Source organism: Streptomyces sp. NPDC021093, assembly GCF_044333135.1.
In the GTDB taxonomy this organism is placed as follows: Bacteria; Actinomycetota; Actinomycetes; order Streptomycetales; family Streptomycetaceae; genus Streptomyces.
In genome coordinates this window covers 937104-956953 of the sequence record NZ_JBIRQJ010000001.1, presented here as the reverse complement: position 1 = coordinate 956953, position 19850 = coordinate 937104, and the positions used below count along the sequence as shown (strand labels likewise).

The 19850-nt window shown below is 70.1% G+C and carries 16 protein-coding genes; 2 read left to right on the top strand and 14 right to left on the bottom strand.

Annotation, left to right across the window (positions count from 1 at the left end; translation table 11 throughout):
* Positions 1–28 precede the first annotated feature (28 nt).
* The gene (locus ACH4SP_RS04305) at positions 29–1357 is read right to left on the bottom strand and encodes an ATP-grasp domain-containing protein (RefSeq protein WP_398409049.1); all 1329 of its coding nucleotides are present in this window, start codon (positions 1355–1357) and stop codon (positions 29–31) included.
* Positions 1347–2540 carry a pyridoxal phosphate-dependent aminotransferase gene (locus ACH4SP_RS04300; protein WP_398409047.1) on the bottom strand — a complete coding sequence of 398 codons (1194 nt, stop codon included), beginning with the start codon at positions 2538–2540 and terminating at the stop codon, positions 1347–1349. The genes ACH4SP_RS04305 and ACH4SP_RS04300 overlap by 11 nt, the downstream gene beginning before the upstream one ends.
* A 629-nt stretch (positions 2541–3169) precedes the next feature.
* Between ACH4SP_RS04300 and ACH4SP_RS04295 the strand changes: the two genes are divergently transcribed.
* Complete coding sequence (locus ACH4SP_RS04295; RefSeq protein ID WP_398409046.1) at positions 3170–4036, top strand: GNAT family N-acetyltransferase; 867 nt, start codon at positions 3170–3172, stop codon at positions 4034–4036.
* 211 nt (positions 4037–4247) lie between these two features.
* On the opposite strand, the gene ACH4SP_RS04290 is transcribed toward ACH4SP_RS04295, so the two are convergent.
* From ACH4SP_RS04290 to ACH4SP_RS04255, 8 genes are all read right to left on the bottom strand, one after another.
* Positions 4248–4961: a GDSL-type esterase/lipase family protein gene (locus ACH4SP_RS04290; RefSeq protein WP_398409044.1), complete on the bottom strand. Its 714-nt coding sequence runs from the start codon at positions 4959–4961 to the stop codon at positions 4248–4250.
* Positions 4962–5059: 98 nt separating this feature from the next.
* Positions 5060–5869, bottom strand: coding sequence for a sugar phosphate isomerase/epimerase family protein (locus tag ACH4SP_RS04285; protein ID WP_398409042.1), 810 nt, complete (start codon positions 5867–5869; stop codon positions 5060–5062).
* Positions 5870–5999: 130 nt separating this feature from the next.
* Positions 6000–7427: a chondroitinase-B domain-containing protein gene (locus tag ACH4SP_RS04280; RefSeq protein ID WP_398409040.1), complete on the bottom strand. Its 1428-nt coding sequence runs from the start codon at positions 7425–7427 to the stop codon at positions 6000–6002.
* Positions 7428–7525: 98 nt separating this feature from the next.
* Positions 7526–8959 carry a chondroitinase-B domain-containing protein gene (locus ACH4SP_RS04275; RefSeq protein ID WP_398409038.1) on the bottom strand — a complete coding sequence of 478 codons (1434 nt, stop codon included), beginning with the start codon at positions 8957–8959 and terminating at the stop codon, positions 7526–7528.
* A gap of 60 nt (positions 8960–9019) precedes the next feature.
* Positions 9020–10417: an alpha-L-fucosidase gene (locus tag ACH4SP_RS04270; protein ID WP_398409036.1), complete on the bottom strand. Its 1398-nt coding sequence runs from the start codon at positions 10415–10417 to the stop codon at positions 9020–9022.
* A 42-nt stretch (positions 10418–10459) separates the two neighbouring features.
* The gene (locus ACH4SP_RS04265; protein WP_398409033.1) at positions 10460–11356 is read right to left on the bottom strand and encodes a carbohydrate ABC transporter permease; all 897 of its coding nucleotides are present in this window, start codon (positions 11354–11356) and stop codon (positions 10460–10462) included.
* Positions 11353–12324, bottom strand: coding sequence for a carbohydrate ABC transporter permease (locus tag ACH4SP_RS04260; RefSeq protein WP_398409031.1), 972 nt, complete (start codon positions 12322–12324; stop codon positions 11353–11355). The genes ACH4SP_RS04265 and ACH4SP_RS04260 overlap by 4 nt, the downstream gene beginning before the upstream one ends.
* A complete protein-coding gene (locus ACH4SP_RS04255) occupies positions 12321–13649 on the bottom strand; it encodes an extracellular solute-binding protein (protein WP_398409029.1) in 1329 nt (442 codons plus the stop codon). Before ACH4SP_RS04255 ends, ACH4SP_RS04260 begins: the two co-directional genes overlap by 4 nt.
* Before the next feature lie 324 nt (positions 13650–13973).
* On the opposite strand from ACH4SP_RS04255, the gene ACH4SP_RS04250 reads away from it, so the two are divergent.
* Positions 13974–14990, top strand: coding sequence for a hydroxyacid dehydrogenase (locus tag ACH4SP_RS04250; protein ID WP_398409028.1), 1017 nt, complete (start codon positions 13974–13976; stop codon positions 14988–14990).
* A 13-nt stretch (positions 14991–15003) separates the two neighbouring features.
* On the opposite strand, the gene ACH4SP_RS04245 is transcribed toward ACH4SP_RS04250, so the two are convergent.
* Genes ACH4SP_RS04245 through ACH4SP_RS04230 form a run of 4 tightly spaced genes read right to left on the bottom strand, consistent with a single transcriptional unit; the run spans position 15004 to position 19841 of the window.
* Positions 15004–16473: an aldehyde dehydrogenase (NADP(+)) gene (locus ACH4SP_RS04245; RefSeq protein WP_398409026.1), complete on the bottom strand. Its 1470-nt coding sequence runs from the start codon at positions 16471–16473 to the stop codon at positions 15004–15006.
* Complete coding sequence (locus ACH4SP_RS04240) at positions 16470–17636, bottom strand: hypothetical protein (protein WP_398409024.1); 1167 nt, start codon at positions 17634–17636, stop codon at positions 16470–16472. Before ACH4SP_RS04240 ends, ACH4SP_RS04245 begins: the two co-directional genes overlap by 4 nt.
* A 4-nt stretch (positions 17637–17640) precedes the next feature.
* Positions 17641–18897 (bottom strand): glucarate dehydratase family protein, encoded by a 1257-nt coding sequence (locus tag ACH4SP_RS04235; protein ID WP_398409022.1) that lies wholly within the window; start codon positions 18895–18897, stop codon positions 17641–17643.
* A complete protein-coding gene (locus ACH4SP_RS04230; protein ID WP_398409020.1) occupies positions 18894–19841 on the bottom strand; it encodes a 5-dehydro-4-deoxyglucarate dehydratase in 948 nt (315 codons plus the stop codon). Before ACH4SP_RS04230 ends, ACH4SP_RS04235 begins: the two co-directional genes overlap by 4 nt.
* Between the last annotated feature and the right edge of the window lie 9 nt (positions 19842–19850).

The following is a 19850-nucleotide window of genomic DNA, read 5'->3' as shown; positions in this document are numbered from 1 at the left end:
GTCGGGTCATGGTGGGCGTGCTCGCCCCTCATGTGCCCGTTGCCGGCCGGGGAGTCCGGTCCGACATGTGCGCGTGTTCTTCGGGAGCGGCTTCGGGAACGACCTGGAAGAGGCTTTCGCACAGCAGCCGGACCTCTTGCAGATCGGCCCACAACTGCTCCGGCCCGTCGGCGTACAGGGCGATGTGCAGGGGGATGAGCGCGCCGTCCTTGCGGGGCCGGACGGAGTCGCCCGGATGCTTGTGCAGATCGACCTGTACGACGCTGGACAGTGCGCGTATCTCATCGAGGCCGTGGTAGGCGGTGAGGATGCCAGGCCGTACGGGATAGGGGGTGACGACAGCAGCCGCGCCCTCGCGTGAAGGAGTGACCGCGGGCTCCCGGTCGCGCAGGACGTCGCGGTACCCGGCCAGCAGGTCGATGCCGTGCGCCGCGTGGATGAGGGAGATGCGGTTGCCCCCTGGGCGTCCGCCCACTTCGATCAGCTTGGGTCCTTCCGGGCCGTGGACGAACTCCGCATGGGCGATGCCCCGGTCGATCCCCACGGCGCGCACGGCGTCCGCGGCCAGTTCCCGCAGGTGGCGCTGTTCCTGTCCGGTCAGACGGCTCGCGGTGACCCGCGCGAAGTGGTGGAAGTCGTGTCCGCCCAGATCGGCCCCGGTCACCACGTCGACCACCGGTGTGGTCCACACCCGGTCGCCGAGGGCCAGGCATTCGACCGAGTGATTGGTACCGGGCAGGAACTCTTCGACCAGGACATCGACCGGCGGGGCGTCAACACACTGCGCGGCCGCGAACCGGGGCCCCGCCACACGGATGTCCCGGTACGCGCGCAACAGCGCGTCGGCGTCGTCGCACCGGGAGACGAAGTAACTGCCCCAGAGGTTCTCGGGCTTGACCACCACCGGGTAGCCGACGTCCGCCGCGAACCGGAGCGCCTGGGCCTCCCCGCGGACGGACCGCGACCGGCACGAGACATGCGCCCCGACGTCCTCGGCGAACCGTCGGCGCATCAGGGACTTGCTGCGGACGGTGGCGGCTGCGGTGCGGCTCATCGACGGCAGCCCGAGCCTGGCACAGACCTCGGCCCACATCTCCACCAGTGCCTCGTCCACGTTGATGACCGACTCCAGATCCCTACCGTGTGCGAGCTCCTTGAGGTGCCGGCAGACCGCCTCCGCCCCTGCCGAGAACGGCACTCGGCCGATGACATCGAATTCCTCCGGCTCCAGGGAGTGCACCGAGCCGGTGTCCTTGAGCAGTCCCAGTGCGACATCCGCTCCCAGCAACCCGGCATAGCACTCGGGGCGCTGGACCGAACCGAAGTAGACGATCAAGGGCCTGCTGTCACTCGGCACGGCTTATCACCCGCTTCAGGGCGGTGAGGCCTTCGGCGATGCGGTCCGTTCCGATGGCGTAGGACAGCCGCAGACAGGTGTCGGCGCCGAAGGCCTTGCCCGGCGTGAGAGCGATGTGTGCCTGCTCCAGCAGAACGTCCGCGAGCGCCTCGGAGCCGGCCACCGGAACGCCGCCCAGCTTGCCGCCGACGACCGTACGGAAGTCGAGGAAGTAGTAGAAGGCGCCTTGCGGAGTGACGGCTGTCACCTGCGGGATCTCCCGCAGCGCCGCTCCGACCAGAGCATGTCGTGCCCGCAGGGTGCTGCGCACGTCGGCGACGAAGGTGTCCAGTTCCCCGCGCGCGGCGGGCAGCACCGCATACTGCGCCACGCTGCTGGCGCTGGAAGTGGTGTGGCTCTGCAGGTTCTTCATCGCCTCGATGACCGGAGCCGGGCCGTGTACGTGTCCCACACGCCACCCGGTGACCGCGAAGCTCTTGGAGAACGAACCGACGGTGACGGTGACCTCCCGCGCCTCGGGCACCAGGGCCACCGGGTGGGCGTGCACGGCTCCGGGAAGCACCAACTCCCCGTAGGACTCGTCGAAGAGAATCCACAGGCGGTGGCGCACCGCCCATGCGGCGATGCGGGCCAGTGTCTCGGGCGGACAGACCACACCGGTGGGGTTGTTGGGGGTATTCACGACGACCATGCGCGTGCGCCCCGTACGCGCTCGCTCCAACTGCTCGGGCAGGGGGACGAATTCGGAGCCGGAGGTCTCCACCGGTACCGGGGTGGCTCCGGCCAGCCGGACCTGGGCCGTGAAGGTGCCCCAGCCCGGCTGCGGGATCAGCACCTCGTCACCGGGGTCGAGCAGAGCCAGACAGGCCAGATACAGTCCGTGCTTGGCACCGGTGGTGACCATCACTTCACCCGGGGTGCGGTTGACCTCCGACAGCGAGGAGATCCGGTCGGCGAGGGCCGCACGCAGCTCGGGAAGCCCAGCGGTTTCCGTGTAACGGTTCGTGGCACCCCGCGCGGCCTCGTACAGCGCGTGGCGAAGAGCTTCCGGCGGGAGGAGATCCAGCTCACCGGCCGCGAAGTTGACGACGTCGACACCTCGCGAACGAAGCGCCTCGGCCCGGTTACGTGCTCTGGTCGTCCGGGAGCCCAGTACCCGGCTCGCTTGCTGGGACAAGTGCACGACAGCGTCCTTTCACAGAACGGGACACGGGGCGCCCGGCGGGCGGGGCCGCCAACGGTGGTGCAAGGAATAGCTGTGCAAGGAACGGTTGTGCAAGGAACCGCACACGACACCGTCCGCGCCGACCGGCAAAGCCTCCCGGGCGTCCGGCTCGGGCCGGGGCGGAGGAGAAGAGCCGTAGTGCCGGCGTGGGGCGGCGAGACGTCGTCCACGCATGCGATGCGCGAAGCTCACCCCGGGCTCGGACCACTGCCCCCTGGGCTCTGCTCCCCATGAGTTCACTCATTCACCGAATTCTCGACATCTCTCGGACATCCGATGTTCTCCCTCCAGGTGCTCTTCAGGGTAAGAGGCGCCCTCCGTCGCCCGGTGGGAGAGGAGCGAAGTTCCGCCTAGCTTCAAAAGCCGGCCCGCGGAGGTTGACAAACCTTGGTCCGGAGCGTCCGGATGCGGAGACGGCGTCGTCCCAGTCCGCCGAGGACCATGGCTCCCAAACCCGCATCCAGGGCGTGTCCTGTCGGTCTGGCTGGCTGGCTGGCTGGCTGGCTGGCTGGCTGGCTGGCTGGCTGGCTGGCTGGCTGAGTAAAACCAGGTGCGACCGGTCCCCGTGATGGTGTGGGATGCGCGACATGAAGATCGTTCTGAATGAGCCCGGTGTCGACGGGCTGACCAGGGCCGTGGATGCCCTCCGCGTGTGGCAGGACGACCGCACGCCGCTGCAACTCCATCCGGGAGACCTCGGCTGGGCCTGGGCGCTGGGTGCGGAGAGGCTGGCCGCGGCCGTCCGCACCTGGAGCGTGGACGGACGGATCGTTGCCGTCGGATATCTGGACGACCCTGATGTACTGCGCCTGACGACCGCGCCGGACCTGCGACAGGACGGTGATCTGGCGCGCCGGCTGCTGGCGGACCTCAATGATCCGGAGCGCGGGGTCCTGCCGCCCGGGAAGGTCGGCCTCGAAATCCCCCACGGCGCCCTGCTCCGCGAGGTCCTCCTGGAGGCGGGCTGGCATCTGGACGAGCCGTGGACGCCGCTGCGCCACGACCTCGCCGAGCCGGTGAAGGACTCCGGTCTGCGGATCGAGGTAGCCGGTCCCAAGACGGCGGGGGTGCGGACCGCGGTGCACCGCTCGGCGTTCGGCAGCCCGAGGTTCACCGAGGAGATCTGGCACGTCCTCGCGGCCGGGCCGGTCTATGCCGACGCCCGCTGCCTGATCGGCTACGACGACCAGGACAACGCGGTGGCCGCGGCGACGGTCTGGTCGGCCGGACCCGGCAGGCCCGGCCTGCTGGAGCCGGTGGGCGTGCACGCCGACCATCGCGGTCGCGGCTACGGGACGGCGATCAGCGTCGCCGCTGCGGCGGCGCTGCGTGAACTGGGTGCATCAAGCGCACTCGTCTGCACCCCGAGTTCGAACGTTGCCGCCGTCGCCACCTACAGCGCGGCTGGATATGAGCCGTCGGCCGAACGGCTGGACGTCGGCCGAGCCGCCTGAAAAGGATCAGGCGGCGGTGTCGGACAGGCCGCGTCGCCGACCCTGACCGGGCCGAACGCCCTTTGGGGACATGGGTCAGGTCGGGGTTCGACGATGGTCGGATGATTGGTCGTGAACCAGGCCGAGTTCCGTGCTCTGGAGAGCACACGGGCCCAGGTCGGCTCGTACCCGCTCGGTGAAGAACCTCCGACGGCGTCCCCTCGTACGGGCGCTACCGTCGCGGGTCCGGGGTGCGGGCATCGGCCGCGGCGAGCCAGGCATCGGCGATCAGCCGGTGGCCGAGAGGGCTCGGGTGGACGCCGTCCGGGGCCAGTTCCGCCGCCGCCCGGTCCTGTGCCGCGCTGAGCAGGGCGAGGTCCGCGCGGACCACCTGGGCTCCGTTGCCGTGAGCTGCCCGCAGGACGGCGTCGGTACGGGGCAACAGGTCGTCGAACCAGCCTTCCTGCTCCGGGGTGACGGGAAGCAGGAAGGGGGTGATGACGACCAGCCGTGCGGCGAGGGTCTGCGCGGTGCCCGCCAGGAGACGGTCGAGGCACGCTTCGAACTCGTGGACCGGGCTGGGGAGTCCGCGGTCGTAGCGCCGCCAGGTGTCGTTGATTCCGATCTTGACCGTGACCACGGTGGGCCGGAGGTCGGTGACGTCGGTGCTCCAGCGGGATTCGAGGTCGTACACACGATTGCCGTTGAGTCCCTTGTTGATGACCCGGGGGGAGGGTCCCGGGGCGGGTCCGGACCCGGCGTTCGCCCGGTCGTTCGCCCGGTCGTTCGCGCGGTCGTTCGCGCGGTCGTTCGCGCGGTCGCGCAGGGTCTGCGCGATCTCGTGGACGTACCCGTTGCCGAGCGACGCGGAATCTGCCCGGTCGCGGCCCGCGTCGGTGATGGAGTCACCGATGAACAGGAGCGTGTCGTCATCCTTGATGTGCATGTCTGCCGTCCTGCGTCGCGTGTGGCCTGGGGTGGAGTGGGGTGGGGTGGAGTGGCGTGGGAGACGAGGCGGTCGTCGTTCTCTCGCATGCCGGTCAACTACCGCTGCTGAAGCGGTCGTTGCACTGCGGCGCGCCGCAGCGTCGCGGCCTCGCGTCCCAGCACGGCGGGATCGTCGCCGGGCACGAACTCCAGCAGCGCCTCGACGCGTCGGCCGTCCAGCAGGCGGAGTGCGGCGGCCCACAGGCCCTCGCGTTCGGCCAGCGGCAGCCGGCTGTTGCCCGGCCACCACGAGAAGGCGTGCACGGCGGTGACCCGGTCGCCGAGCTCGGCGAGCCCCGCCAGCGCCTCCTCGTCGGGGACGTCGAGCGGCGGCTGCCAGTAGGTGCGGACGTTGTCCGCGCCCACCTCGTCCAGTAGTTGGACGGTCGAGGCGACGGTGTCGGTGAGCGTTCCCGGATGGAACTCCGGTGCGAGCTCCAGTCCGTGGTCCGCAGCGATCCGGCCCGCCTCCCGCAGACAGGCCACGGTCGTGCGCCGCGCGTCCGGCGGGGTGGCCGCCGATCCGGTTCCGCCCGCCCAGACCCGTACCCGCGGCGCCCCGAGGAGGACCGCGGCCCGGGCGACGGCCGGGAATTCGGTCAGTTCGCCCGGCGCGGCGCGGAAGTACGAACCGTACGAACAACAGGCGAGCCCGTACCGGTCGGAAATCTCACGGACCGCGCGGACGGTGCCGGGTTCCCCCGGCGGCGCGTGTACGTCCGCTCCCCACTCGACCACCTCCAGGCCCGCGCCCGCGGCGCACCGCGCGACCTCGGCGGCGGGCAGCCGACGGAAGGTGACCGAGCACAGGCCGAGCCTGGTCACACCGATCTCGTCGGTCACTTCCTCGGTCACTTCCTCGGTCACTTCACTGCCTTTCTACCGTTGTCCTGCGGAAGCTCTTGCGTGATCCACCCGAGGACGGGGCCGGTCGGGGCCGGTCGGGGCGGGACTGGGCGGACGGATCGGGTCGTCCGTCCCCGTCCCCGGGTGCCGCTCATGCTGCGTTCGGGCCCACGTCCGCGGCGGTGAGAGGGTGCCGGAGAGCGGGAGTTGTCGCGTACTCGTCGGCGCCGATGTCGCGCGCGCTGCCGCGCTTGTCCCCGTCGATGTCGTCTGCCACGTCCGGGCTGCCCAGCGTGGCGGCGCCGATGGCCGGGCTTCCCGACGACAGTCGCAGGACACCGTCCTGGCCCCGGACGAGCCGGGGATCGGCCCGGGTGAAGCCGCCGGAGGGGATGTTGCCGTTGCTGGCACTGCCCCACACCATGTTGGTCTGCCAGGTGAAGCGGGTGGTGGCTCCCATCGCGACGAGACTGCCGGAGTTGCCGACCAGCAGGTTGTCGGCGACGACCACGTCCCTCGGCTCGTACTTACGGGTCTCGCCCGAGAGCGTGCCGGTGTTGTTCAGCAGGGAGTTGTGCACGATCACCGCGCGGTCGCAGGCGTCGTTGCCCCGCCTTTCGTCCTGCGTCTCGCCCGAGTTGTGGTCGCGCGTGGTTCCGCTGCCGATCACCAGCGCACGGCCCGACAGCCCGCTGAGGTAGTTGTTGACGATTCTGTGGTCGTTTCCGTAGAGGCGTATTCCGTCGGTGCCGTCGATCAGGTAGTTGCCCTCCACCCGGTTGCGGTTGCCGTGCCGCAGCACGATTCCGCCGCGGCTGTCGCGGATGGTGTTGTACCGGACGGTGTTGTCCGAGGACTTCACCGAGATCGCTTCGGGGGCGCCGTCGCAGCGCTCGAACAGGTTGTACTCCACGACCGCCTTGGCACCGGACAGCGCCCGGCCGCTGACTCCGAGCCGGATCGGCTCCCCGCCGTTGGACCCCGTGAAACTGTGGTCGGAGAAGTGGTTCCTGAAGATGTGCAGGTTCTGGGCCATGCCGGTCGAGCCCGGGCCGTCGACGACGATGAAGATGCCGGCGGTGGTCTTGTCGTGGAAGTGGTTGTGGTCGATCTTCGAGTCGTTCGCCCGCACGACGACCCAGTACGGGTCGCCGGTGTCCGCGAACTGGAAGTCGTTGCGGGTCAGCCGGATCGACGAGCAGCTCGCCGGGATCTCCATCGTGGTGCTCTGGCGGAACGAGAAACCGCTGATGGTGATGTTGCTCGAATTGCTGAGGACGAAGCCGCGTGCGCCGCGCAGCACGGCACCGCCGGGGGTCTTCGAGACGATGCTGATCTGCGAGGTACCGGTGCCGTTCTTGCCGGAGATGTTGATCGCGCTCCCCGACGGCACGGTGTAGGTGCCGTCGGCGACCACTATCCGGTCACCGGGTGCGGCGCCGTTGATCGCTCTCTGAAGTTCGGCCAGGGAGGCGACCGGTAGTTCGGTCGCCGATGCGCTCCCCGACAGCGAAGGAGCGAGGGGCACGGCGACGAGTGCTGCCACCGCGGTGCTTCTGAGGAACGTGCGTCGTTGCATGGTGCCTCCTGATGGGGGGGGAAGTTGCGGACGGGGACTCCGCGCCGCCGGGTGTGGGGGGGCGTACGAGGTGCGTACGGCGTGCGTACGAGGTGCGCTCAGCGGGCCCGCGGACCGACGTCTGCCGAGGTCAGCGGCGCGCGCCTCGGTGCCCGCCGGGAGTATTCGTCCGCGCCCACGTCCCGGGCCCTGCCGCGTGGCTGCCCGTCGATGTCGTGGGTGACGGGCGGCCACCGGAGTGTGCCGGCGTTGATCGCCGGGCTGTCGGCGGCCGGCCGGACGATCCCGTCCGGGCCCGGAACCAGCTTCGGGTCGATGCGGGTGCCGCCGCCGGCGGGGATGTTGCCGTCGCCGGCTCCGCCCCACAGGAGATTGCCCGACCAGGTGAAACGTACGGTGTTCGCCATCGCGACCAGATGACCCGAGTCCGCGACGAGCAGGTTGTCGGCCACGGTGACGTCCCGCGGCTCGTGCGGGCGCTGGCTCTCCCCGGAGAGTGTGACCTGGTTGTTCACCAGGGTGTTGTACGCGACGAGGACCCGGTCGGCGGCGTCGTTGCCGCGCCGCGCGTCGGGCGTCTCGCCGGGCACGTGGTCGCGCGCCGAACCGCTGCCGATCACCAGGGCGCGGCCGGACAGACCGGCGAGGTAGTTGTTGACGATCACGTGGTCGTTGCCGTAGATCCGTACGCCTTCCGTGCCGGCGACGACGTAGTTGCCCTCCACCCGGTTGCGGTTGCCGTGCCTCAGCACGATCCCGCCGAAGCTGTCGCGGATGGTGTTGTACCGGACGGTGTTGTCCGAGGACTTCACCGAGATCGCTTCGGGGTCGCCGTCGCAGCGCTCGAACAGGTTGTACTCCACGACCGCCTTGGCACCGGACAGCGCCCGGGGGCTGACACCGAGCCGGATGGGCTCCCCGCCGTTGGCCCCGGTGAAGCTGTGGTCGGAGAAGTAGTTCCGGTGTACGTGAACGCGCTGGGCCATCTCCGCCTCGCCCGCGCCCTCGATACCGAGGTAGATGCCCAGCGTGCTCTTGCCGTGGAAGTGGTTGTGGTCGACCTCGCTGTCGTCCGCGCGCACCATCACCCAGTGCAGGCCCTCGATGTCGGCAAGCTGGAAGTCGTTGCGGGTGAGCCTGATGTGCGAGCAGTCCGGGGGGATGTCCAGAGTGCTGCTCTGCCGGAAGGAGAAGCCGCTGAGGGTGATGTGGCGGGACGCCGCGAAGACGAAGCTCTGTTCGCCGTTCAGTACGACACCGCCCCGGGTCCTGGCGACGATGGTCACGGGCGCGCGCTCGGTGCCCCGCTTGTTCCGGATGGTGAGGGGCCGGTCCGAGGGGACGGTGTACGTGCCGTCGGCCACGACGATCCGCTCCCCCGGGCGGGCCCGGTCGATCGCGGCCTGGAGCTCGTCCAGTGAACCGACGGCCGCCGGGGCCGCCGTCGCGCTTGCGGTCAGCGGTCCTCCGACGGGGGCGGCGGCCAGCGCCGCCCCTGCCGCGGTGCCTCTGAGGAACGTGCGGCGTTGCATGATGCCTCCGTGAGCTGGTGGACCGGGGTCCGGGGGAAAGGAGGTGGACCGGGGTCCGGCTCAGCCGTCGGCCCTGTCGGTGTCGTCGTCGGCCGAGGTGTCCAGGAACAGTTCGATGACGGGTACGGGGGTGTCGGGGCGCCGGACCGGGATCTGGAGGGTGAGCGTCCCGGCGGGCTGTCCGCCCATCTCGGTGTTGACCGCGGGCCGGTCCGGGGCGATGTGGATCCGGACGATCTCGGACGCGTCGTTCAGCAACTGGGCGTAACGCACCCGGCCTGCGAGGCCCGGCAGGTGCAGATGACGCAGCGGCCAGGCGAACAGGTGGACGTAGAGCCGGTCGCCGCGCTGGGTGTACCGGCATTCGGCGGGGGCGGTGTACGGCGATGGGCCGCAGCCGCGGACCGACCTCTCGTGCAGTTCCGTCCACCGGCCGATCTCCCCGAGGACCGCGAGATCGCGCGGGTCGAGGTCGCCGCGGCCGGTGGGGCCCACGTTGAGCAGCAGATTGCCGCCCTTGGACACCCCGTCGACGAGCATCCGGATCAGCAGGTCGGCGCTCTTGTGGTCGAGGTTGTCGCGGTCGTATCCCCAACTCCCGTTGAGCGTCTGGCAGGCCTCCCAGAGCACGGGGCGCCCGTCATCGGCGGTCATCGGCCCTGAGGGCTGGTACTGCTCGGGGGTGACGAAGTCACCGGGAAGGCCGGTCCTGTCGTTGACGAGTACGTGCGGCTGGAGTTCGCGGATCGTCTCCAGGAGTCGCGGGGAGTCCCAGTCGTCGGGCCCCTTGCCGCCCCACCAGGTGCGCCCGGCGTACGAGAAGTCGAAGAAGAGGTAGTCGACGCGTCCGAACGAGGTCAGCAGTTCGCGGACCTGGCCGTGCAGATAGCGCTGGTAGTCGCGGATGTCCCGGTCGGCATGCGCCGCCTTGAACTCCTCGTCGTCGCGCTGCGGATGGGTGCCGTCCACGGGGAAGGACGGATGGTGCCAGTCGATCAGCGAGTAGTAGAGGCCGACCCCCAGCCCTTCGGCGCGGCACGCCTCGACGAACGGGCCGACGAGATCGCGGCCGTGCGGGGTGTTGGTGACCTTGTACTCGGTGAGGGCGCTGTCCCACAGGCAGAAGCCGTCGTGGTGCTTGGCGGTCAGGACGACGTACCGCATGCCCGCGGCCTTGGCCGACCTGGCCCACTGGACCGGGTCGTAGCGGTCGGGGGCGAAGTGGTCGAAGTAGACCTGGTACTGCTCGTCGGTCAACTCCTCCCGGTTCTTCACCCATTCATGCCGTGCGGCGAGGGAGTAGAGGCCCCAGTGGACGAACATGCCGAACCGGGCGGTGCTGAACCAGGACGTGTCCGGGGCTGTTTCCGTGTCCGGGGCTGTTTCGGTGTCCGGGGCTGTTTCGGTGTCCGGGGCCCCGGACGGGTGCGCCGACGGAGTGTCTGTGTGCGGGGGCATGGGGAATCGCTCCTTGTCGCAGGGGATGTTGGATGTGCGGCGTCAGCCCTTCAGGGCCCCGGAGGACAGACCGCTGACGAACGAGCGCTGGAAGAACAGGAAGACGATCACGGAGGGCAGCAGGGCCAGCAGGGCGGCGGCCATCACCACGCCGGGGGTGACGTCGGGGTCGATCCGCAGGGTCCGCAGTGCCAGCGGGAGCGTGTAGGAAGAGGCGTCGACGGAGACGAGGAGGGGCAGCAGGTACTGGTCCCAGATCATGGTGAAGCCGAAGACCCCGATGACGCCCAGGGCGGGCTTGCACATCGGCAGGATGATCTGGAAGAAGATGCGCAGATCTCCGGCGCCGTCGATGCGGGCGGCCTCCTCCAGTTCCCGGGGCACGTCCTTCATGAACTCGGTCATCACCAGGATGGAGAATCCCCAGGCGCCCAGCGGGACGATCATTCCGGCCAGTGTGCCGATGAGGTTGAAGTGGAGGACCGGCAGGTCGGAGAGGATCAGGGACAGCGGGAGGGCCAGGATCTCCTCGGGCAGCATCAGCGTCGCCAGGATGGCGACGAGCACCAGCGTCATCCCGGGAAATACCTTCCTGGCCAGCGCGTATCCGGCCAGGACGGACACGGTCACCTGGAGCAGCAGCCCGAAGCCGACCACGAAGAACGAGTTCAGCAGGTACGTGAGCACGCCCTGGTCGAAGGCGACCTGGAAATTGTCCAGCGTGATCCCCGAGGGGATGACGCTCAGCTGCGTCGGGTCCTTGACGTGGCCGAAGGCGCTGACGAGCAGAGCGAGCAGCGGCCCGCCGAAGACGATCAGGACCAGCAGGTAGAGGACGGCCTTCAGGATCCGTCCGCCGGTGCTCCGGCTCTCGGTCAGGCCCAGCGCGGTCTCGGTCGGCGCGGTACTGGTCGGCACCGTCTTGGTCGGCGCGGTCATTTGCTTTCCCTCCGCCGCAGCAGTTGGACGACGACGGTCAGGATCAGCGTCGCGACGAACAGCAGGACGGCTCCCGCCGCACCGACGCCGAGCCGGTTCTGCTCAAGGCCGAGCTTGTAGATGAGGGTCATGACGACCTCGGTGGAGCCGTCGGGCCCTCCGTTGGTGAGCAGGAACACCTCGGTGAACACCCGCAGTCCACGGATCGCGGCGAGGATGAACAGGATCGAGAACACCGAGCGCAGTCCGGGCACCGTCACGTACCGCACCCGCTGCCACCTGGACGCGCCGTCGACCTTGGCGGCCTCGTACAGACCGCGGTCCACGCTCGTCAGACCGGCGAGGAAGATCATCATGTCGTAGGGGGCGCCCCGCCAGATGCCGGTGAGCATGATGGAGGCCATCGACGAGTCGGGGTCGTTGATGAACCCCGAGGGACCGAACCCCACCAGGCCGAGGAGGGAGTTGAGCATCCCGTCCTCGGTCGGGTGGTACATGATCCGCCACAGCTCGGCGACGACCGCGATCGGCACCACCACCGGGAGGAACGCCGCGGAGCGCACGAATCCCAGGCGGCGGCTCTGCCCTTCCATCAGCAGCGCGAGGGCGAGGCCGAGAGCCATCGAGCCGGCCGTCTGCCCGGCGGCGAGGACGACGGTGTGCCACGCGGCCTCGCGGAAACCGAGTGACTGGAGCACCGTGGCGTAGTTCTCGGTACCCACCCACCTGTTTCCCAGGTAGGGCTGAACCTCCTGGAAGGACATGGTGAGTGCGCTGAGCATGGGGATGAACTTGAAGTACAGGAAGAGGAGCAGGGCGGGAGCGAGGAACAGCCAGGGCGTCCACCACCGGCCCGACCTGCGGCCGTTCCTCCGGCGGCCGGCGGCCCCTCTGCCCCGGCGGCCCGCTGCGCGGGTGGCAGGGCCGGCCGCCGGAGGAGCGGCCGGGTCGGCCTGGTCGAGGCTCATGACGCGGCGATCCCCTGCTCCTTGAGAATGCCGGCGAGCTGCTTGTCGAGCTCACCCAGCTTGGCCTTGATGTCCAGGCCGCAGTCGGCCATCAGCGCGTTCACGGTGTCCGCCGTCGCCTGCCGCACCGGGGTCCAGTTCGGGATGGAAGGCGCGTAGCGCCCGGAATCCCGGTACACCTCGGAGTAGGTCTTCCAGCGGGGGTCGGGACGGACCTGGGAGATGTTCACCGTCTTGTTGACGGGGAGCTGTACGACGAAGCCGGTGTCGCCCGCCATCCCGATCTTCTGGCCCTGGTCGGAGACGGCGAAGTCGGCGAAGGCGTCCTGGCCGACCCGGTTCTCGGAGCCGGCCATCAGGTAGACGGAACCGCCCTCGGCGAGGACGGTGGCGTCCTTCGGCCCCTTGGGCATGGGCACGACCTCGTACTTGTCCTTGCCGAGGCTCTCGTCGAACCGCGGCAGCATGTACGGGCCGACGACGTACATGCCGGCCTTGCCCGCCTCGAACGTCTCGTTCGTCGGCGGGGTGTCCATGGTCACGGAACCCGGCTGGACGGCCTTGTCCTTGCAGCCGAGGTCACGGAACCACTGCATGGCCTCGACGGACGCCTTGCCGGTCATCGCCGGTCGGTACGTGCCCTTGCCGGCCTCGGTGATGAAGTCCCCGCCCGCGGCCCACAGGAAGTTGGAGAAGTACCAGGAGGCGTAGCCGCGCTTGGTGGAGAGCGGGGCGGCGAGGCCGGAGGTGTCCGGCCTGCCGTTGCCGTCGGGGTCCCGGGTGGTGAAGGCCTTGGCCATCGCGGCGAAGTCGTCCCAGCTCCGCGGGGCGGCGAGCTTCAGCTTCTGTCGCCAGTCCTTGCGGATGAGCAGCGCGGACGCCTGCGCCGAGTACGGCAGTGCGTACTGCTTGCCGTCCACGCTCTTGCCGGAGTCCAGCCCCTGGCCGATGAGCTCCTTGCTGTTCTTGATCCTGCCCAGGTCGATCTCCCGGAGCAGGCCCTGGCTGTGCATCGCCCCGAGCTGCGTCACGTCGTTCATGACGATGTCGGGGAGGTGCTTCTGCGCGGCCCGCTGCTGCAGCTTGGTCTCGAAGTCGTCGAAGATGGCCGTGACCTTGACCTTGAAGCCCGTGGCCTTCTCGAAGGCCTTGGCGAGCCTGAGCGTCCCCTGCTCCCCCGGTCCGCCCGGTGTCGTCCTGGTCCAGAGTTCCAGCGGCGCTTTGGAGTTCTGCTTGGCATCCACTCCCGCAGACCCGGATGTACAGCTGGTGAGGACCAGTGCCGAGGCGAGAAAACCCGCACCGATCCATCGCGATCTCTGCATGACAACTCCCGTTTCGCTGCTGCGCAGTTGACCTAGAAAGCGCTTGCTGGGACGGTAACGGGGTCCGATTCAGCGGTCAATAGTCCGATGAATATGAGGATTCAATTTCCGAAAGAGGCCAATCCGGCGAGGACCGGACATCCGGACTTCAGCCGATGACATTCCAGTGATCCGATGTATGGTCCCTGCGAGTCGCCTGGCCCGAGTGGTCAACAAGCCACGCCGGTCCGCGGCATCCGGTCGGACACTTGCCCACGCATCCGACCAGAGGCCGCTGGCCGGCCGCCTGACGGGCCGCCGGTGAACAGGCAGAGGAGAACCGACATGAACGAGCCGACCACCGTACCGACACCGACAGCCCTGTTGGTCATGGAGGAAGAACGCCGGGCGGACGTCTACCCGCCCGAGGTACTGGCCGGGATCGACCGGCTGGTGGACCGGCAGGGACCGCCCCTCACCCGGCAGCAGCTCGCCGAGGACCCCGCCGTGCTGAGACGGGTCGACGTCCTGCTCACGGGGTGGGGCGCGCCCGTCCTCGACGCCGCCCTCCTGGGGCACGCCCCTCGGCTGCGGGCCGTCCTGGTCGCGGCGGGATCCGTCCGGCACCTGACCACGCCCGCCTTCTGGGAGCGCGGCATACCGATCGTCTCCGCGGCCGCGGCCAACGCCGTCCCGGTGGCGGAGTTCACCCTCGCCCAGGTCCTCCTCGGACTGAAGCAGACGCACCGCATCGCGCGGGACGTGGCGAGCAGCCGCCGCTACCCGCGCGACGTCGCGGTGCCGGGCGCCTACCGGTCGCGGGTGGGCCTGTTGGGGCTCGGGCACATCGGCCGGCTCGTCGCGGCCCATCTCGGCCGCTTCGACGTCGACGTCTGCGCCACGGACCCCGTCGCCTCCCCGGAAACCGCCCGGCAGGCGGGCGTCCGGCTCATCGGCATCGAGGAACTCTTCGCCACCTGCCACGTCGTCAGCCTCCATGCACCGCTCCTGCCCGAGACCCGCGGCACGGTCGGGGCACGGCTGCTGAACTCCCTGGGTCCTGGCGCGACGCTGATCAACACCGCGCGGGGCGCGCTCGTCGACGAGACGGCCGCGGCGCGGGTGCTGCGCGCCAGGCCCGACCTCACCGCCGTACTCGATGTCACCCACCCGGAGCCCCCGGCCCACGGCTCGCCACTCTTCGACCTTCCCAACGTTGTCCTGACGCCCCATCTCGCCGGTGCACTGGGCGCCGAACGCCACCGCCTCGGGCTGCTCGTGCTCGACGAACTCCACCGCTTCGTCCAGGGCCTGCCGCTCCAGCACGCCATCGACCCCGCCCACGCCGCTTCGCTGGCCTGACTCCGTACGGCCTCTACCGGCCGGGTACCGTCCGCCGGCCGTCCGTACGGCGCGGGAGGCTCCACGGGTTGTCGTCCCGCAGGGCGTCCGGCAGCAACGCGTCCGGGAAGCCTTGCCAGGCAACGGGCCTGACGAAGCGCTCGACGGCGGCGGTGCCCACGGAGGTCGACGTCGGCGAGGTGGTCGCCGGGTAAGGACCGCCGTGCTGCTGCGCCCAGCTGACCGTGACTCCGGTCGGCCATTCGTTCCACAGCAACCGGCCCGCGCGCTTGACGAGCGACGGCAGCAGGCCGCGCACCAGCTCGGCTTCGCTCGTCTCGCCCTGCACGGTCGCGGTGAGTCCCGGTTCGAGTTCATCGAGCAGGCGCACCAGTTCGGCCCGGTCGGCGTAGGTGACCACCAGCGACGACGGACCGAAGCACTCCTGGTGCACGCCCGTGCCCGCGGCCAGGAACTCCTTGCCGCCGATGCTCAGCAGGGCCGGTGTGAACCCCGGACCGTCCTGTACGGACTCCGCCAGCGCCTCGACACCCGGCACCTCACGGATCCCGGACAGCACGCGCGTGTAGCCCTCCGCGATGCGCTCGTTCAGCATCGGTTGGGCGGCGACGGCGGAAACGGCCTCCTTCAACGTGCCGTCGAGGCCATGGCCCTCCGGCAGGAGGAGCAGGCCGGGCTTGGTGCAGAACTGGCCGGCGCCCAGGGTGTACGAACCCACGTACGCCCTCGCGACAGCCTCGCCGCGCGCGGCGACCGCACCCGGTGTGACGACGACCGGGTTGACGCTGCCGAGTTCGCCGTAGAACGGGATCGGGCGCGGGCGGCCGTTCGCGATGTCGAACAACGCGCGCCCGCCCGGCACCGAACCGGTGAACGAAGCCGCCGCGATCCGCTCGTCACGCAGTGCCGTGACACCGACGTCGACTCCGTGGACGACCGCGAGGATCCCCTCCGGCGCCCCTGCCGCGACCAGCGCCTCGTGCACCAACGAACCTGTCCTGTCGGACAGTTGTGGGTGCCCCGGGTGCGCCTTGAGGACGACCGGGCAGCCTGCGGCCAGCGCGGACGCCGTGTCCCCGCCCGCGACGCTGAAGGCGAACGGGAAGTTGCCTGCGGCGAACACCAGCACCGGGCCGACCGGAATCAGCAGCCGCCGGATGTCGGGACGCGCACCCATCGGCCACGCGGCGTCCGCATGGTCGATCGTGGCTCCGAGGAAGTGCCCCTCGTCGAGCTCACCGGCGAACAGGCGCAGTTGGAACGTCGTCCTGGCGAGCTCGCCCGTCAGCCGCGGTGCGGGCGGCAGGTGCGTCTCGGCCGCTGCCAGGGCGATGAGTTCCTCGGCCGCGTCGTCGAGCGCGTCGGCGACGGCGATCAGCCGGGCCGCGCGCTCGGCGGGGGTCGCGGCGGCTGCCGGTCCGGCCGCTGCCGCGGCGCCGACGAGCACGCGCTCCAAGGTGGCGGAATCGGTGTCCTGGGTCATGAGCCCTTCCTTCGCGAAGCGTGCGCCACGTCCGTGGCGGCGCGCATGTCCTCCAGGCGGCCGGGACCGGCCAACCCGAGGTGGTAGAGGTGCAGTTCGGCGGCGCCGGCCTCGGCCAGTTCCGTGACGTAGGCCAGCATGTCGGGGACCGGGCCAGCCGCCACCGCGGTGACGTAGCTGCCGACGTCCACGGTGGACGGAAGCTGCTGCCGGGCCTGCGCGACGGCGTCGACACTTGCCCGGCCGGGTGCCCAGTTCTGCAGCACCACGGCATCGACGTCGGCGGCCGCGGCCGGGGTCAGGCCGGGAAGTGCCCCGGTCGCCCAGGGGTCGAGCGCGCCGTGCAGGACGACCCTGGTGCCGGGCCCGATCGCGGCGAGCACACCGCGCCGAAGCCGGTCGGTGCCCCGCTGCCGGGTTCCGAGGATCGTGGTCCTCAGCTCGGCGGGCAGCTCGTCCTCGGTGGTGGAGAGATCGGCACCGTCCACCAGGCGACGGACCTCGGCCCGCAGGGCGTCGCGGACGTCTTCGGCTTTCGCACCGGACTCGGCCCAGCCGTCGGCGCAGGCCGTGCAGCAGCACACCGAGATCAGCCGCGCAACGGCGGGAGACCAGACGCCTTCGGTCTTCTCGTGCTGGTGCTGGTGCACCGCGCCGAGCTGGCCACAGGCTTCGAGGATCACCGACGCGACGTCGAGCCCCTCCAGGCACTCCGCGGTCAGCGTCGCCGCGTACGCCTGGACCGCCGGCTGCGACGGGCACAGCGCCCACGGGTAGCTCTCGCCGAAGCAGTTGCGTACGGCGTACTGAGGGAATTCCGTACCCAGCCGGGAGTCGTGGGTGAGCACGATCCACGCGGCGGCGGGCACACCGGCCGCGTTCAGCACGCGGACGGCGTCTCCCGCACTGTCGGAAACCGAGGCCCAGTCCGGTGCGGCCGGACGTAACGTGGCGTCACGCCAGGCGTCCTCGCGCACCGGACGGTAGAGCGCCGCGTGCCGGGCGAGTACCGAAGTGCCCGATGGCGACCAGGGGGTGGCGGCGCGGGCGCTGTGGTAGGAGAGGGCGACGGCCACTTCGTCGACCCCGAGTTCCCGCGCACGGTCCACGAAGCCGGGTGCGTCGAGGACGTCCCACGGATAGGCGTATCCGACTACGCGCACCGTGTCACCACCGTGCTGTGTTCGGTTCGAAAGAGGGGACGAACTTCCGCATGTACGTCACGTCGTCCCGCTTGGTCTGTCCGCAACGGACGTAGTCCTCGTGCGCCCTGGCCAGCGCGTCCGGATCCAGTTCGATGCCCAGGCCCGGCCTGTCGGGCACGGCCACCGCGCCACCGCGGAACTCCAGCGCACCCGGCGCGATGACGTCGACGCCGCGCCACGGCCAGTGCGTGTCGCAGGCGTACGTCAGATGCGGGGTCGCAGCGGCGACGTGCACCATCGCGGCGAGGCTGATGCCGAGGTGGCTGTTGGAGTGCATCGAAAGCCCGACGTCGAAGGCCTCGCAGGTCTTCGACAACGCCTGGGTGTCGCGCAGACCGCCCCAGAAGTGGTGGTCGGAGAGGACGACACCGACGGCCCCGGCCCGGAACGCCGGCTCGACGTCCTCGAACCGCACCACGCACATGTTGGTGGCCAGCGGCATGCTCGCCTGCTCGGCGACCTTCGCCATGCCTTCGATGCCCGGGGTCGGGTCCTCCAGGTACTCAAGGACGCCGTCCAGTTCCCGTGCGACCCGGAGCGAAGTCCCCACCGTCCAGGCCGCGTTCGGGTCGATACGCAGCGGGTGGCCGGGGAAGGCCTCGGCCAGCGCGCGGATCCCGTCCATCTCCCGGTCGGGGTCCAGCGCGCCGCCCTTGAGCTTGATCGACTTGAAACCGTACTGGCCGATCATCCGTTTCGCCTCGCCGACCAGGGCTTCCGGTGTGAGCACCTCGCCCCAGACGTCCTGTTCGGCGTCCAGGTGCGCTCCGTACTTGTAGAAGAGGTACGCGGAGAAGTCGACCTCGTTCCGTGCGCGCCCGCCGAGCAGGTCGACCACCGGACGGCCCAGGCAGTGCCCCTGGGCGTCCAAGGAGGCGACCTCGAACAGCGCGTAGACGCTGGCGACGGTCTTGCTCACCGAGAAGCCGCCGGTGAGGCCGTGCTCGTCGGCGAACACCGCCCCGCCCAGTACCCGCGTCACGGTGCGGCGCAGGCCTGGCAGGTCGAACACGTCGTGCCCGGTCAGTTCCGGCAGCACCTTCCGCACCTGATCGAGGAAGGCCAGGTCGCCGTAGGACTCGCCGAGACCGACCACGCCGTCCTCACAGCGCAGTTCGACCACACTGCGCAGCGCGAACGGTTCGTGCACGCCCATGGCGTTGAGCAGCGGCGGGTCGCGGAACGCGACCGGGGTCAGGACCACGTCGACTATCTTCATCGGCGCACACCGTCCAGTGCGGAGAGCAGCGCGTGGCCGTCCTCGACGATCTTTTCCAGGCGGTCGATCTGTTCCGCCCCGGGTTCGACGAGCGGTGGCCGGACGCCGCCGACCCGGTCGCCCCGCAGCCGTGCGGCGGTCTTCACCAGCGAGACCGCGAACCCCGGTGTCTCGTCCCGCAGCGCCACCAGCGGCAGGTAGAACCCCGCCAGCAGCGCGTCGACGACCTTGTCGTCCCCGGCCGCGAGCGCGCCGTGGAAGCGGATCGCGATCTGTGGCGCGAAGCAGTGGACCGCCGACGAATAGCGGGCCACCCCGATCGCCTTGTACGCACGGGCCGAGACCTCGGCCGTCGGCAGGCCGTTGAAGAAGAGGAAGTCCTCGGCCCGCGGCGACTCCGAACTCCGGATCGAGGTGACGATCCTGGTCATCAGCTCGACGTCGCCAACGCCGTCCTTGAGACCGACCACGGACGGGATGTCGAGCAGCGTCACCGCGGACCTCGGGGTGAACGCGCCGTTGGAGCGGTGGTAGACGACGACCGGGACGGACGAGTCGTTGACCGCGTACCGCACGTGGTCGACGAGGCCGGACGGCGGCCCGGACACGAGGTACGGAGGCAGGAGGAGGACGCCGTCGGCGCCGCCGTCCTGTGCGGCCGCGATCCCGGCCCGTGCCGTCGCCGCGCCGCCTCCGGCGCCCACCCAGACCGGCACCCGGCCGGCGACCACTTCGCGCGCCCTGCGCAGGAGCGCGGCCTGCTCGTCGGGCGCCAGCGCGCTGAACTCGCCTGTCCCGCAGGCGACGAACAGTGCTCCGGCACCGGCTGCCACGTGCCCCTCGACCGTTTCGGCGAACGCGTCCAGGTCCAGGGCGAGGTCGTGGGTGAAGGGGGTGAGGGGAAACGCGAGCAGGCCGTCGAGCTCGACGTGGTGCGGTGCCATCAACTTGTC

Coding starts and splice junctions, on each gene's coding strand:
- ACH4SP_RS04295 (WP_398409046.1), top strand. CDS start 3,170: ATGAAGATCGTTCTGAATGAGCCCGGTGTCGACGGGCTGACCAGGGCC.
- ACH4SP_RS04290 (WP_398409044.1), bottom strand. CDS start 4,961: ATGCACATCAAGGATGACGACACGCTCCTGTTCATCGGTGACTCCATC.
- ACH4SP_RS04280 (WP_398409040.1), bottom strand. CDS start 7,427: ATGCAACGACGCACGTTCCTCAGAAGCACCGCGGTGGCAGCACTCGTC.
- ACH4SP_RS04275 (WP_398409038.1), bottom strand. CDS start 8,959: ATGCAACGCCGCACGTTCCTCAGAGGCACCGCGGCAGGGGCGGCGCTG.
- ACH4SP_RS04270 (WP_398409036.1), bottom strand. CDS start 10,417: ATGCCCCCGCACACAGACACTCCGTCGGCGCACCCGTCCGGGGCCCCG.
- ACH4SP_RS04265 (WP_398409033.1), bottom strand. CDS start 11,356: ATGACCGCGCCGACCAAGACGGTGCCGACCAGTACCGCGCCGACCGAG.
- ACH4SP_RS04260 (WP_398409031.1), bottom strand. CDS start 12,324: ATGAGCCTCGACCAGGCCGACCCGGCCGCTCCTCCGGCGGCCGGCCCT.
- ACH4SP_RS04255 (WP_398409029.1), bottom strand. CDS start 13,649: ATGCAGAGATCGCGATGGATCGGTGCGGGTTTTCTCGCCTCGGCACTG.
- ACH4SP_RS04250 (WP_398409028.1), top strand. CDS start 13,974: ATGAACGAGCCGACCACCGTACCGACACCGACAGCCCTGTTGGTCATG.
- ACH4SP_RS04245 (WP_398409026.1), bottom strand. CDS start 16,473: ATGACCCAGGACACCGATTCCGCCACCTTGGAGCGCGTGCTCGTCGGC.
- ACH4SP_RS04235 (WP_398409022.1), bottom strand. CDS start 18,897: ATGAAGATAGTCGACGTGGTCCTGACCCCGGTCGCGTTCCGCGACCCG.
- ACH4SP_RS04230 (WP_398409020.1), bottom strand. CDS start 19,841: ATGGCACCGCACCACGTCGAGCTCGACGGCCTGCTCGCGTTTCCCCTC.